Origin of the sequence: Rothia dentocariosa ATCC 17931 (genome assembly GCF_000164695.2) — a bacterium.
Classification (GTDB): domain Bacteria; phylum Actinomycetota; class Actinomycetes; order Actinomycetales; family Micrococcaceae; genus Rothia; species Rothia dentocariosa.
In genome coordinates this window covers 1,653,355-1,667,621 of record NC_014643.1, presented here as the reverse complement: position 1 = coordinate 1,667,621, position 14,267 = coordinate 1,653,355, and the positions used below count along the sequence as shown (strand labels likewise).

Sequence of the window (14,267 nt, the reverse complement as noted above, 5' to 3'; positions counted from 1 at the left end):
CACAAGGCTTTTATGTACGGTTTCTATGTTCGGATATATAAAAACGAAAGCTAGTTCTGTTTTTGTGTTTCAAGAGGCGAACCGAAAAGAGCAGCTATATCTTGAAAGGATTTTTCTTCATCGACAGCGCGCTCTCGCTCGGGAACCGGGACTCCGAGAGCCTTAGCGAGAATCGCCTCCAACTGGCGGGATTCGACTAAGAAACCGTCATGACCGTGGTCGGATTCGATAATATCGACTTTCACGGGAACCGGCAGCGCCTCCGCCAGACGGTACGATTCGTGCGGAAAAAACAGGCGATCGGTGCTTACGGCGGCGATAGTCCACTTGCAGTCGCTGAGCGCAAGCGCATGCGAGAGGCTGCCGCGCCCGCGTGCAACATCATGTGAAATTAGCGCCTCATTCACGGCAAGGTAGCTATTGGCGTCAAAACGCTCAACGAGCTTATCGCCGTGGTGGTCTAGGTAGCTTTCGACCGCATATCGTCCGCGGTTCTCACCGATGGACCCGCCGTCGGTGGATTCTCCGCGGTTTGCCTGCCGCCCAAAGCGGTGCTCCAACTCTGCTGGGCTGCGGTAGGTGGTGTGGGCTATGCGCCGCGCCAGCGCGAGCCCGGCCGTGGGCGCCGCTCCCCCATAATAATCGCCGGAAGCAAAATTGGCATCAGCACGGATGGCGAGGTTCTGGGTGTGCGCCCAGGAAATCTGTTCGGCGGTAGCAGCGGGACCGGCGGCAATAACTGCGCATCCGCGTACCAGCTCGGGGAAGGTTGCCGCCCATTCGATAGCGCGTGCCCCGCCGAGCGATCCGCCGATTACGTGGTGAAAACTCTTAATCCCCAACCGGGCGATAAGTTCGGCTTCGGCTCGTACCGAGTCGCGAATAGTGACGTAAGGGAAGCGTGATCCCCAGGGTTTTCCGGCGCCCGGGTACCCCTCGGGTACGATGCTTGCCGGACCAGTCGAACCGTAGCATCCGCCCAAGATATTGGGAGCTATCACAAAATACTTGGTAGTATCGACCACCGCGCCCGGCCCCACAATACCTTCCCACCAACCATCACTTTCGACTGCGCGAATACTGGGTGCAGGCATATCCGATGTGGGAATCCCGCGCGAAACATGGGTGTCGCCGGTGAGGGCGTGCAGAATAAGAATCGCGTTGTCCCCAGCTTCATTAAGAGTTCCCCACGTTTCGTACCCAATGTTTACCTGTGGAAGCACGGTACCGTTTTCGAGGGTGAAATCACCGATCGCCATCTGCCGCAGGTACCCCTGAGCGCTGGGATACTGCAGTTGCGACAGATAGGTGGCGTGTACGATATTTTCCGTCATGTTTTCTCCTCGATAACCAGTAGTTGGTAATGGCAGGCGAGAAACCGATACCGCGACCGGGCATTTACTGTGCAGCCCGGTCGCGGCGGTGCAGGTTAGGCGTTCAGAGTTGCAAAGCCCAATTCAAGGTCTGCGATAATGTCGTCAATATTTTCGATACCTACCGAGAGGCGCACAAAGTTTTTGCTCACACCGATTGCCTCTAGCTCTTCTTCAGAAAGCTGCGAGTGAGTGGTGGATGCGGGATGAATCACGAGCGAGCGTACATCGCCGATATTCGCTACATTGGAGTGCAGCTGCAGGGCGTCCACAAAGGTGCGGGTCTGTTCCAAGTCGGCGTCTTTGAGGGTGAATCCCACAACAGCGCCCGGCCCCTTCGGCAGGTACTTCTGGGCTCGCTCGTACCAGGGCGAGGAAGGCAGACCGGCCCAGATCACCTGATCGACCAGCGGGTGCTCCTCCAGCCAGTTTGCGACTTTAGTAGCGTTCTCGATATGGCGTTCGATGCGCAACGAAAGGGTCTCTAGACCGATACCAATGTTGAAGGCGTTGGTTGGAGAGATCGCCGCCCCGGTGTCGCGCAGAAGCGAAACTCGCGCCTTGAGAATATAGGAAAGGTTCGCACCGAAGGCGGAGTCTTTGCCCAAGTCACGGGCATAAACTAGACCATGGTAGCCAGGTGCTGGCTCGTTGAACTTGGGGAACTTTTCGGGATTGGCTCCGTAGTCAAAATTCCCGGAGTCCACGATAACGCCGCCGATTGAGGTGCCGTGCCCACCCAGATATTTCGTGGCGGAATGGATTACCACATCCGCACCAAATTCGATGGGGCGCACAAGGTAAGGAGTGGGAACAGTGTTATCGACGATTAGGGGAACGCCATTGTCGTGGGCGATCTGGGCGATAGGCTCGATGTCGAGCACATCGTTCCGGGGGTTAGGTACGGTTTCTCCGTAGAAGAGTTTCGTGTTGGGGCGAACCGCATCGCGCCATTGCTGCAGGTCGTCCGGGTTTTCAACAAACGTAGTTTCAACGCCGAGGTCGGCAAGCGTGTATTTAAGTAGGTTGTAGGTTCCCCCATAAATCGATGGGGAAGCCACGATATGGTCGCCCGCACCCGCAATGTTGAGAATCGCATAGGTAATAGCCGCTTGGCCTGAGGCCAGCAAAAGCGCCCCTACTCCCCCTTCAAGGGATGCGATGCGGTTTTCAATAACCTCTTGGGTGGGGTTGTTCAAACGGGTATAGATAGGCCCAAGCTCAGCTAGAGCGAAACGGTTAGCGGCCTGTTCTGCGTTCTCGAAAACGAACGAGGTGGTCTGGTAGATAGGTAACGCCCGAGCTCCCGTTGCGGCATCCGGTGCCTGCCCCGCGTGAATCTGGCGGGTTTCAAATTTCCAACCGGCGGGGTTGGCGGGAGTCGGGACTGTAGTGTTGCTCATGCGAAGCTCCTTGTGATAGTTCAGGGGGCCGCATGCCGATTTCGGTACAGAGTTCTTGGGTTTTCTTCTCTGCAAACGAAAAAACGATGTACCAGAATCGGGCACATCGGTCCCGCGCTTGCGTTGTACTTTGTGTTCAACGCCTGGTCCTCACCCAGGGCACCCCACCGCGGAGGAGGGTTGCCGGCCAGCTAGCTGGGGCTTATCACTGGCTCTCATGACCTGCATCTAGAGTTTCATAGGAAGCGCACATGGTCAAGCGGGATGCGTGTTTTCGGCGCATTGTTGCAAAGATGACGTTTTATGAACTGTTTTCGCGACAGCCTATTGTTTGGGAGAAGCACCAATACTTATGCGCTTGTGACTGTACGTATGTTATACCCTAACCGCTAAAGCCATGTGATCTGCAGTTAGCCGCCGCTAAATTACCATCAGTGTAGACAACCGTGAGCCATGCTACACTGATGGAAACCTTGAATCTAGGAGTGATGAGGTATGACCTCCCGCTAAAGTCGCACCGGCTCGCGGAATGCCCGCCCAGATGGTGGGCTTTAAAAATTTCAGAAATAACCCTGCTTTGGTTCGATACATTCCAGGAGCGCATAGTGAGCACCTTGAACACCAAAGTTCTGAGGGTTTCATTGTTATACCTTCCGCATCTGCAGTCGGTGACTTGGGATTATTCAGGCACTACGAAGTGCCTCTCTCACGACTATTCATCTCACCCGTCCCACATATTGCAGGCGTGCGAACACCGTGCTCAAGAGGCTTCGGGTGACTAAGCACCGCAAGATTTTATCACAATGTCTACAATTCTTGACGCGGCACAGCTATGCCGCACCTTTGGCAAAGGTGAACACGTTTTCACCGCTGTCGATAATGTTTCGCTCAGTATAAGCTCCGGCGAAATTCATGCTCTGCTCGGTCCCAACGGAGCTGGGAAAACAACAATTGTACAGATGTGCGCAACACTGTTGACTCCCACAAGCGGTACCGTTCGCATCGACGGGGTGGATGCGCTTGCACACCCCCAGCGTGCGCGTGCATCCCTGGGACTTGCGCTCGGCGGGGATACCGGGTTCTATCCGCGAGCATCCGCCCGCGATAATCTTCTCTTCTTCGCCGACCTTGCCGGGGTTAGCGCGCGCAAACGCCGCACCCAGGTGGCGAGCGCTTTGGAACGGGTCGATCTTGCAGATGTCGCCGCGAAGAAAGTACAAGAGTTTTCCCGCGGCATGAAACAACGTCTGCACATCGCGCGGGCACTGCTGGGCGAGCCAAAACTGCTGCTTTTGGATGAGCCGACGAACGGGCTTGACCCAGATATTTCGCTGACAATACGCCAGCTAATTCGCTCCCTCGCTGACGACGGCACCGCCATTTTACTCACGAGCCATCTGCTGGGCGAGATTGAGGAGTTAGCGCATCGGGTCACGGTCATCGGTGCCGGTCGCATGGCGGTTTCGGGCACGGTAGCGGATATTACTACGCACGCCGGAATCTCCGCTAGCACTGTCGGGCGTGTGGGTGCGAATGCCGGGGCGGTGCTTCAAGAACTTGCCCGATCTTTGAGCGATGCGGGAACACTGTTGCTAACCCCGCACGGTAGCGAGTGGGAGATCACCGTGTACTGGAATGAACGTTCTGTTTCGGAAGAGCCGCACCCCTTCAGTAACGAACGCGCCGAGGCTCTGCTGACCCGTATTCTCACTGAGCGTGAGGTTCAGATGCTCACACCGCTGTATACTCGCCCAGCCACCCTCGAAGAGGCATATCTGGCTATGGCGGAAGGATTGAAACGATGAACCGGCAGCTTCGCCTAATGTCCTTTTCCCTGCGCCAATTCCTCACGGTTCCCTACTTCCTGCAGTTACTGCTGCTGAGCACCTTTGGAGCAACGGCCCTGCAAGCACTCGCCGCCGGTGCCTGGCCAGTAGATGCGACCCTCGCCTGGACTCGCGCAGGTATTATCGGTACCTGGAACATGTGCATTGTTGCCGCCGGAATCCTCAACTTCGAGCGCTACCGGGGAACGTTCGTGTATCTGCTCAATGGTGCCGTGAACCCGCTGCGTGCGCTCGCAGCGGTGGTCTCAACTGCCTCCATTTTTGGACTTGCCGCCCTGCCATTGGCCTGGGCTTTCTGGGCGCTGTGCACCTTCTCGGTAAATTTCACGGACTTTACTCAGGTGGGTGCACGCTATCTGGTGGGCCTTCCGCTGCTGTGGATCTCGTGTCTGGCGGTGACCTTCGTGATTGCAGGGTTCTTTGTGGCAACCCCGAACGCTATCGCCTATGAGGAGCTGCTGCTCGTGCCGGTTTTCGTGGCTGCCGGGGTGCTTTTTACCGAGAGTTCCGCGCCTGCATGGCTTGATGAGCTCGGCACGCTGATTCCGATTCAGGCACCCGTGAAGGTTCTGCTTGGGCAAATGCCTATGAACTCATTCGGTGATTTTCTGAGCGTTGTACTGCAAACCTGTGCGGTCACAGCCCTCTGGATGCTTGCGGCATATCTGTTGGGTAGGCGAGCCCTGCGCGCGGCAACGGCGCATGGCACTCTGGGCGCAATCTAGGAGGCTGCGATGTTTAAACGAACGAACTTTCTCTATCGCCTGAACAGTACCGCCAAAGTTGGATGGTCTTCATCCATTACCTTCGCCACAGTTGGCACGGCACTCAGCACCCTCGTGGTCGTACCGGGGATGAGCGTGCTGTTCAGCGTTCTACTAGGACGCGATCTTTCCGCACCTGATCCTGTGCGGATCGCATGTGCCTCTGCCCTGGCAAGCGTGGTACTCGGAGTGGCGGCCGGCGTTGTGGCACGCGCGGCGACCGACCGCTGGCTAGGAGTGTTCGAGCAGGTGTGCACCGCTCGACGGTTTGATGCGGCTTATTGGCTGGGAGTCTCTGCAATGCCCGCGCTTTTAGCTCTGATCACTGGCATCACGAACCTGGGTGTTGCCACTGCCTATGCCGGTTTCGGTGGTTCCCTTGAAGGCAGCCTGTCCATGCTTGTGCGTTCTGTGACACTCTTACCTCTGGCTCTTATGGCGGGCGTATGTCTGGGTGTTTTCGCCGCTGGGCTGGGGCTTTATCTCTCCGACCCATACCTGGGAGGAACTATCTTAGGAGCGCTTCTGCCTATCAGCGCGGGCGTGATCGTGCCGATAGATGCATACCCGGCGTGGCTGGCGGCATTGTGTACGTTGGTTCCCGGCGGACGAACGATTGCTTTGGTGAGTGGCTCCTCTGGGTTGGTGGATTCAACAGTCGTGACTGAGGTGTTAGTCTGCGTACTTTGGGCACTCGCGGGGCTTGTCCTAGTGCATGCCGCTGCGCGACGCATCCGCTCCGGTGCACGCACGAACCTGCTCTGAGGTCTTATGTCTCCCGCGAGCAGCGGATTTTTGGTCGAGAAGGTGAGAAAATCACCTTCTCGACCAAAAATCTGCTGCTTGTGTGTACCCAAAATAACCTCCCACCCTTGACATGTGACTATATAGTCACATATTCTCGTGTTATGGATGATGATGCAGTTTTCAAAGCTCTCGCAGACCCCACCCGCAGAAAGCTGCTCGATAAGCTCTACACTACCGGCGGCCTCACTCAGGGACAGCTTGAAGAAGGTTTGGGAATGACTCGCTTCGGAGTGGCCAAGCATCTGAGCATCCTCGAAGAAGCAAACCTTGTGATCACACAGCGCTCAGGCCGCCAAAAGCTCCACTACCTCAACGCTGTGCCGATTCGCCGCATCCACGACCGTTGGATCGATAAATACACCGCCCACCAAAGTTCAGCACTTCTTGACCTGCAGAAGAATTTAGAGGAGGAAGAATCATGAGCACCGCCGATAACCCAAACACTCCCCCACGTCCCCAGAGGATTATCAGCTCGGTAATTATTCAAAACACCCCGCCGCAGCGCGTGTGGGAAGCAATTACCCAGCCCGAATTCACTTCCCAGTATTTCTTTGGCTCACGAGTTGAAATCACCAAGAACGAGCCGGGTCGCCTGCGCTACCTTTCCCCAGATGGGAAGGAAGTTTGGGGAGACGGCGCGATTCTGGAGTCTGACCCACCGCGGCTTCTCGTCGTAGAGTGGCGCTCGCTTTATCTTCCCGATGCGGCACACGAACCGGCAAGCCGCGTTACCTGGCAGCTTGAGCCGTGGACGGATGGTGCCACGAAACTCACGGTCACCCACGACCGCCTAGAAGACTCTCCCGTTACGGCGCAGAATGTGGCCTCGCCCCGGGGCTGGTCGTTTGTGCTGGCGGGCCTCAAACGAGTTCTGGAAACTGGCGAATAAAACCCCACGCCTCCTGCGAGCAGGTGGTTTTTGTCCAGAGCAGGTAGGAAAATTCTATCCACTCAGCCAAAAACCACCTGCTCGGGAGGGTATAGACACCGCGCACAACTGAATACGCAAAAGTACTGAGAGATGCTAGAAAGCCTCAGGCGTCTGCCAGGAGACCGTACGGGGAACATCCTCGAAAAAGAAGAAAGAAATATTAAGTTCCGGCAGTTCCACCGTCACGGAACCAACCTCTGCAACTATGCCCCGTTCTCTCAGCTGAGCCACGAGTTCTTCGGCGGAAAGCTCAGCCAGAGGCAGCCCCTCAAAAGAGAATTCATCGCCATCAACCCATGAGATTTCAATCAGAGAAATAAGGTCGTCTTCTCCGAGTTGGCATGCGATACTACTATGTTCTGAGCCTTCAAGAGCGAGGCGACTATGAAGTGTACGGATGCTCCTGTCTGTGCCCGGCAGATCGGTAACTACCATCCTCGGCTCCGGGAGTTTCCGCTCATAGAATTCAATCTTCTGCCCTAGAGGAAAACCGGGAAAACCCTCGCGTTTAAAGTCGTACATGTGTGACTCCTCAAGATGTGTGCCTCTCACACCATAAAGTTTCGCCGCGAGCAGGTGGTTTTTGTCCGGAACAGGTAGGATTTTTCTACTCACTCGGTCAAATCCTACCTGCTCGCGGACGTCAGGATTTAGAGCTTATCGCCCATCGAGACGTCAATAATCTGCCCGGTAATTGTTTGCGATGCGTTCTGAGTCAGCAGACCAATTACTTCTGCTACGTCCTCAGGCTGGGTAACCTTCTTCATCGCGTTGCCGGATTTCACGAATTCGGCTGCCTCCGCATTATCGCGCAGCCAGGCGGCGTTAATGTCAGTATCGACCACGCCGGGCGCCACAAGGTTCACCGTAATCCCCTGAGGTCCAAGCTCAACCGCCATATTACGCACCAGGTACTCCAGTGCAATCTTACTCATGCCGTAGCCCGTCATGGCAGGGAACGCGTAGCGAGTCAGCACCGACCCGGTGAAAATATAACGCCCGCCCGGTGCGCTCATAAGCGGCACCAGCCCGGCAGCAAGTTCGTAGGGGGCAACCGTATTGATCTGCAGCAGACTGCGCAGAGCCTCTCCGTTGAGCTCCTGGAAGGTTCCCTGCGTACCAACACCTGCGTTGAGCACAGCAACGTCGAGGGTATCCCCACCCAGCGCATCCTTCACGTGAGTTAAGAGGGCAGAAACGGACTGCGGGTCTGAGAAATCAGCCTGTACGGGTGTTACTTTTACCCCGCGCTCGGATGCGGCAGCCTCTACCTCGCTAAAGTCCGGGTTTCCCGCACGGTGCTGCGCAATCACGTGATACCCCAGCTTCACCACCCGAACTGCGGTCGCCTTACCAATACCGCGGCTTGCGCCGGTGACGAGAGCAATCTGTGCCATTTTTCCTCCTTGCATGAGCTGTGAAAGACGCTGAAAACTCAACATCATCTTTCAAGCATAGTGAAATGGAAGTTGAGCTGTCTATCAAGGGTCACTGCGTACATCCCTAGATATGGCGTCGACAGATACACCGCTGCAGATTTCTATGTCCAGCGCAGGCATTGGCTCCGTGGGGCTCGCCTGCTGGTTCCGGCATTCTTTGACGAAGTACTTACCCCCTGGTAAAAACCTTCTGGTTTACCATCGTTATTGCGGGATATATCTGTCTCAAACTAGTTGATAGCACAGTTTTAGCACTGCAAATAACTCCGAAGGGCAAGTTATTAAAAAGAATAACAATTCTTATTAGGCCTATAAAAGGGAGCCGGACCAACTATTCGGCAAACCCATGCTTTTCATGGATACTATTGGATTCGGTATAAATTTATCCTCAAGAAGATTAACAATTTTTCCTTGCCACGATGAATTAGGGGATATAGTTCGCAACAAAAATGCCATAAGGACAAGAGTTCCATAGATCCGTCCACTTTGCCCGTCAGGTAAAGTAGAAAGCCCATGTACCGTACGCAAAGCATTGGTAGAGGCAGGGGTAAAAGACTTATTCCAGAGTCTTCCATGATGAGCACATGTATTCCTCACAATGGATAGCTGCTCAAACCAGCGTACAAGTGGATGACTGCGAAGTGTTTTCCTCCGCAGGTTTGCGGACAGCAGATTTAGGTCAATATTCACGCCTAAATCTTCCGCCAATTTATATTGATCAGTTGTTTTCAACCCTTCATAAAGCTTTGAAATATCAGAAAAATCAAGGACATCAGCAAGAACCCAAAAAGGGTATTGACCACCATATTGATCTGCATAATGCTTAATAGATTCATTACGTCGCATAGCACGAGAAACGCGTTTATCAGCAGTTTCTAGCCATTCTTCATGTTTAAAATTAGGCCGAAATATAATCTTATTACGATAACTTAGTGATCCTTCAGAAACTAACAACTCACCAATACGAGCTCGTAAAGCTACTTCAATACGTTCGATACCATCATGAATAAGCGTACGAAGCTTACGATCAGCCTCGTAAAGAGCTATAACATCTTCAAACGAGGTTCTGGGCATAAACAGGTCACCTCTACATATTTGTCCATCAGAATTTTTAGTTATAATTCGATTCGGATACCAATACGCTGACAAACGGTAATAAGAGATATTACTTAGCCACTGCTGAGCTATATCATCTTCGATGCTCATCCCCCGCTTACGTAACCGCTCAATCTGCTGCTCAAGCGTCGTTGGTGGCTTTAGAGGTATTGTTCCCAATGTATCCGCCTTTGATATACAAAAAGAGATCCAGCCCACTCTCAACGTAAATCGAGGCGGGCTGAACGATTGCCTCCATTCTACACGTTCTTGATCCCAATATCACCCCAAAAACCGTGCTAGGGCAGTAATTTACCTCTCAAGTCGCTACACTAGAGAACAAGCTAACAAAGCATTCGCCAACTAGTCGAGCCCGAATCAAGGAGCCCCATGAGCGACGCATCGAACACCACACCGGCAGAAGAAGTTCCCCTCGTTCCCGTCCCTAAAAAGGTTGAACATATTCGTGAGTATCACGGCGATACTTTTATCGACCATTACGAGTGGATGCGCGATAAAGAAGACCAGGAAGTCCTCGACTACCTGAACGCGGAGGCAGACTACACTGCCGCCGTCACAGCGGATCAGCAGCCTCTACGCGAGCGCATCTTTGAAGAGATCAAGTCCCGCACCCTGCTCACAGATTTGACGGTTCCGAATCGCATCGGCGATTGGTGGTATTACAGCCGCATGGTTCCCGGCGGTCAGTACCCGATTTTCTACCGTTACCCTGCCCTGCATGAGGGCGACGAGGTGGTGCGCTACACTCCCCCGGTTATTAAGCCCGGCGAGCCGCTGGAAGGCGAATCGGTGGTGCTTGACTGCAATGAGTATGCCAAAGACATGGAGTTCTTCGCACTCGGTGTGTTCCAGCCTTCGCGTAACGGTAAACTCCTGAGCATTTCGGTTGATGAGAAAGGCGACGAACGTTACGAGCAGCGCTTCCTCAACCTGGAAACGGGCGAGTTCCTGCCCGATACCATCCCGAATATTAGCGGCGGGTCGTTCTTCATCAACCATGCACAGCAGCTCGTGTACACGGTGCCGGACGATTCGTGGCGTCCCTACCGCGTGTATGTGCACGATATTGGGGCGGGCACCGAAGACCACCTGATCTACGAGGAAACTGACCCCACCATGTGGCTGGGTTCAGCAATGAGCGCCGACCGTTCGTCCATCGTGCTCTCAAGCGGTAACTCCGAGTTTACCGAGGTTAGCCTGGTGCCTATTGCCGACCCGAAGAGCACGCCGCGCGTGATCATTCCGAGGGATGCACGCATTGAGTACCAGGCGGAGCCGATCACGATTGCCGGTGAAACCCATCTGCTGATTCAGCACGACTATAAGGCGCTGAACTCAGAGCTGGTGCTCGCCGATATGCCGAAAGAAGGCGAATCTTTAGAGGAATATTCGAAGCGTTGGGTTCCGGTGATTCGCCACAGCGAAAACGTTCGCCTCGAAGGGTTCACGCTCTCTGCGACCCACCTGGTGGTGACCGCCCGCGCGGATACAACCACACGCCTGTTCCTTGCCCCGCGGGAGCAGCTGCCCGTGCAGTGGCGCCGCAAGAAGCCCGCAGGCATCACGTTCATGGAGCCTGCCGGGTTCGATGAGGAACTGTACACCGCTGGCGTGCTGCGTGCCGAGAACTATTCCCCGGTTATCCGCATTGCCTACACCTCATTCCTAACTCCACGCCGCGTATACGATTACTTCCCCATGTCGCAGACCCTGCTTCTGCGCCGCGAGACCCCGGTGCTTGGCGGTTATCAGCGTGAGGATTATCGTGCCTACCGTGACTGGGCACCCGCCGCCGATGGAACCCTCATCCCCATCTCGGTGATTCACCGTGCCGATCTTGACCTGACACAGCCGCATCCGGTGCTTCAGTACGCTTACGGCTCCTATGAAATTTCGATGGACCCCATGTTCTCCATCCCCACGTTGTCTATTTTGGACCGCGGAGTGGTGTACGTGATTGCGCATATTCGCGGTGGTGGCGAGATGGGGCGCACCTGGTACCTCAACGGCAAGAAGCTTCACAAGAAGAACTCATTCACTGATTTTGTGGATGTCACCGATTACCTGGCGACCAAGCCATGGGCGGATCCTGCGCGTATCGCCTGCTACGGTGGTTCTGCGGGCGGGTTGCTCATGGGTGCCGTGCTGAACCTGGCTCCTGAGAAATATGCAGTCTCAATTGCCCAGGTTCCCTTCGTGGATGCGCTCACCACCATCCTTGACCCTGACCTGCCGCTTTCTGCTTTGGAATGGGAAGAATGGGGCAACCCCATTGAAGATAAGGAAGTGTACGAGTACATGAAGTCCTACACCCCCTACGAGAACATTCGCCCCGTGCGCTACCCCGCTATCGCGGCGGTGACCAGCCTGCACGATACGCGCGTGTTCTATGTGGAACCCGCCAAATGGATTGCAAAACTGCGCGAAACCATCGACCCGTCATCCCCCACCCCGCTGTTGAAGATCGATATGACCGGCGGACATGGAGGGGGCTCCGGGCGGTATACCCGCTGGCGTGAGATCGCGTGGGACTACGCCTTCATCCTCACACACCTAGGGATTACCAAATAAGCGGGTACACCCTTCCGCACGCAGATTTGGTACCTCGCGCGCTCGGAATCTGCATGCTCCAGCCCGCTGGCATGAGATCGCGTGGGACTACGCCTTCATCCTCACACACCTAGGGATTACCAAATAAGCGGGTATACCCTTTCCTGGGGACGCAAAAAGGCTCTTTATTCCAATAAAGCGGCGAATAATACGCTTTATTGGAATAAAGAGCCTTTTTAGCAGGTTATCAGGGATGTCCCACAAGCCCGCGTTCTAGGGCGGCCGCGTGCACATCATCCCAGGTTCCGGAGGCTACAAGCTCGCCGTCTTCCATGACAAGTACCTCATCGACCGCCTCCAAAACCTCGGGAACCGTACGGTGCGTAATGTAAACAAACCCTTCCATGCTCTCGAAAAGAGCACGCTCAACCCGTCCCGCCGTAGCGTGGTCCAACCCAGTGGTGAGCTCATCCACAATATAGAAAGAGCGTTCGTGCAAGAGCATACGTGCGAGCAAGATACGCTGTTTCTCTCCGCCAGAAAGCGATCTCAAATCGTCGCTCAGCATATAATCAAGGCCCTTAGCGGAAACCCACTCGCCCAGACCTGCGCGCTCACAAGCCCAGAGAATCTGCACATCCGGCACCGACGGATCATACAGGCGAACATTTTCGCGCAGGCTATCGTGCAGCAGATGACTGTCCTGCGCAAGCAGCCCTAGGGAAGCATGCATATCCTGTTCAGCAATCTCACGCAGATCGCGCGTCTGCCCATCTTCGTGTACCTCAATAGTTCCACTGTATTCGGGGTGATTTCCAAAAAGAGGTTTGAAAAGCGTAGATTTGCCCGAGCCGGATGCGCCAATCACCAGATACTTTTTACCCGTCTCAAATATGAAACTCACGCCATAGCCCGCCGACTTTTCACCCAACGGCTTGACGTCACGATAGGTAATCGCGTCCAGTGTGAGAGGCTCGCCCGATCGGTAATCTTCCACAGCGGGTACTTCCGTATTAATCTTGCGAATAATCTCACGACCTGCATAATACTGGGTCAGCAAACCTGTAGACATAAACAGCGGCATGCAAATCATACCGGTCAACTGGGCAAAAGCGACCACCTCGCCCACGCTCGATAGCCCCAAGAGCACCAACGCCCCACCGGCAAGCCACGTTCCCAAATACAGAAGTTTCGTGAACATACTATTGACGGCGTCTACACGTTCCTGCGTGCGCTGATAGCTCTGCGCCGCCACGTACCATTCACTCAATTCTTCAGAAAAGCGTTTAGCCACGAATGAGTATGCGCCCAGAATCTTCCACCCCAAAGCGCTGCGGAGAGCATCACCGCTAACCTCGTTCAATGCGTCGGTCCGCGAAGCATAAACTTTCGTCACGGTACCAATACGTTTTCGAGTCAGCATCGGCATCAAACCCACCGGCAGGCTCAGCGCAAGAACGGCGCACGCCATGAACGGGTTCAGAATAAAAGCAGCCACAATGGCGAAGATAAGCTGCGCGGTGAGGTATCCGCCCCAGAAAATAACGTCAATATAGTTGGTTTTAATGCTTTCAAGCTGACTCGTGAACTGCGAAAAATAGTATTCGGAGCTCCTGCCCGTCAGCCGCGCTACGGGAGAAAGCCCGATGCGGCGGAACAGTTCTGCACGCAGATTATTCTGAATCTGCACCCCAGCGAGAGCGGCACGATACTGGCGTACATAATGGAGAAACGCGTCAACGACAAGATATGTGGGCACAGCCGCAAGCATCCACGCAAAGAGGATGTGGTCATAAGATGTGACCGCATCAGTCAAGTATTTGATGATGACGCTCTCAAGAACCGAACTGGCCGACAAGATAAGGGTCAACGCTGTAAGCATGACAAGGGTTCTGGGTCTTAGGCTGCGCATAACCTTCATTGGTGTTCCTCTCTCTCACCCACTATGTTGTTCATCACTACTTTACCGTAGGGTTAAACGCACCGCATGTCTGCTATTGCCTGTCCCATGCTGCAACGTAAAAAGGCTCTTTATGT

General features: G+C 54.5%; 12 protein-coding genes and 1 riboswitch. Of the genes, 6 read left to right on the top strand and 6 right to left on the bottom strand.

The genetic code is table 11. The features are described 5' to 3' along the window. Positions 1 to 50 precede the first annotated feature (50 nt). Positions 51 to 1,334 (bottom strand): homoserine O-acetyltransferase MetX, encoded by a 1,284-nt coding sequence (gene metX / locus HMPREF0733_RS07185; protein ID WP_013398708.1) that lies wholly within the window; start codon positions 1,332 to 1,334, stop codon positions 51 to 53. A 95-nt stretch (positions 1,335 to 1,429) separates the two neighbouring features. After that, entirely contained in the window at positions 1,430 to 2,776 is a 1,347-nt protein-coding gene (locus HMPREF0733_RS07180) for a bifunctional o-acetylhomoserine/o-acetylserine sulfhydrylase (RefSeq protein ID WP_013398707.1), read from the bottom strand. 109 nt (positions 2,777 to 2,885) lie between these two features. Then, positions 2,886 to 2,999, bottom strand: a riboswitch (SAM riboswitch). Between the two features lie 580 nt (positions 3,000 to 3,579). Between HMPREF0733_RS07180 and HMPREF0733_RS07175 the strand changes: the two genes are divergently transcribed. The 5 genes from HMPREF0733_RS07175 to HMPREF0733_RS07155 all read left to right on the top strand — a co-directional run bounded on the left by HMPREF0733_RS07175 (position 3,580) and on the right by HMPREF0733_RS07155 (position 7,083). After that, positions 3,580 to 4,581 carry an ABC transporter ATP-binding protein gene (locus HMPREF0733_RS07175; protein ID WP_013398706.1) on the top strand — a complete coding sequence of 334 codons (1,002 nt, stop codon included), beginning with the start codon at positions 3,580 to 3,582 and terminating at the stop codon, positions 4,579 to 4,581. After that, the gene (locus HMPREF0733_RS07170) at positions 4,578 to 5,348 is read left to right on the top strand and encodes a hypothetical protein (protein ID WP_013398705.1); all 771 of its coding nucleotides are present in this window, start codon (positions 4,578 to 4,580) and stop codon (positions 5,346 to 5,348) included. The genes HMPREF0733_RS07175 and HMPREF0733_RS07170 overlap by 4 nt, the downstream gene beginning before the upstream one ends. Positions 5,349 to 5,357: 9 nt before the next feature. Further along, positions 5,358 to 6,152 carry a hypothetical protein gene (locus tag HMPREF0733_RS07165; RefSeq protein WP_013398704.1) on the top strand — a complete coding sequence of 265 codons (795 nt, stop codon included), beginning with the start codon at positions 5,358 to 5,360 and terminating at the stop codon, positions 6,150 to 6,152. A gap of 143 nt (positions 6,153 to 6,295) precedes the next feature. Beyond that, entirely contained in the window at positions 6,296 to 6,616 is a 321-nt protein-coding gene (locus HMPREF0733_RS07160) for an ArsR/SmtB family transcription factor (protein ID WP_013398703.1), read from the top strand. After that, positions 6,613 to 7,083, top strand: a complete 471-nt coding sequence (locus HMPREF0733_RS07155) for an SRPBCC domain-containing protein (RefSeq protein ID WP_013398702.1) — start codon at positions 6,613 to 6,615, stop codon at positions 7,081 to 7,083. The genes HMPREF0733_RS07160 and HMPREF0733_RS07155 overlap by 4 nt, the downstream gene beginning before the upstream one ends. Before the next feature lie 135 nt (positions 7,084 to 7,218). Here the strand turns inward: HMPREF0733_RS07155 and HMPREF0733_RS07150 are convergent, their stop codons facing one another. The 3 genes from HMPREF0733_RS07150 to HMPREF0733_RS07140 all read right to left on the bottom strand — a co-directional run bounded on the left by HMPREF0733_RS07150 (position 7,219) and on the right by HMPREF0733_RS07140 (position 9,770). Next, entirely contained in the window at positions 7,219 to 7,647 is a 429-nt protein-coding gene (locus tag HMPREF0733_RS07150; protein WP_041321717.1) for a hypothetical protein, read from the bottom strand. A gap of 128 nt (positions 7,648 to 7,775) precedes the next feature. Continuing rightward, positions 7,776 to 8,522: an SDR family NAD(P)-dependent oxidoreductase gene (locus HMPREF0733_RS07145; RefSeq protein WP_041321715.1), complete on the bottom strand. Its 747-nt coding sequence runs from the start codon at positions 8,520 to 8,522 to the stop codon at positions 7,776 to 7,778. A gap of 351 nt (positions 8,523 to 8,873) precedes the next feature. Next, positions 8,874 to 9,770, bottom strand: coding sequence for an Abi family protein (locus HMPREF0733_RS07140; RefSeq protein WP_080556870.1), 897 nt, complete (start codon positions 9,768 to 9,770; stop codon positions 8,874 to 8,876). Between the two features lie 279 nt (positions 9,771 to 10,049). Here HMPREF0733_RS07140 and HMPREF0733_RS07135 point away from each other — a divergent pair, with 279 nt between their 5' ends. Continuing rightward, positions 10,050 to 12,251 (top strand): S9 family peptidase, encoded by a 2,202-nt coding sequence (locus tag HMPREF0733_RS07135; RefSeq protein WP_013398698.1) that lies wholly within the window; start codon positions 10,050 to 10,052, stop codon positions 12,249 to 12,251. Between the two features lie 226 nt (positions 12,252 to 12,477). On the opposite strand, the gene HMPREF0733_RS07130 is transcribed toward HMPREF0733_RS07135, so the two are convergent. Next, positions 12,478 to 14,112 carry an ATP-binding cassette domain-containing protein gene (locus HMPREF0733_RS07130; protein ID WP_244864673.1) on the bottom strand — a complete coding sequence of 545 codons (1,635 nt, stop codon included), beginning with the start codon at positions 14,110 to 14,112 and terminating at the stop codon, positions 12,478 to 12,480. Between the last annotated feature and the right edge of the window lie 155 nt (positions 14,113 to 14,267).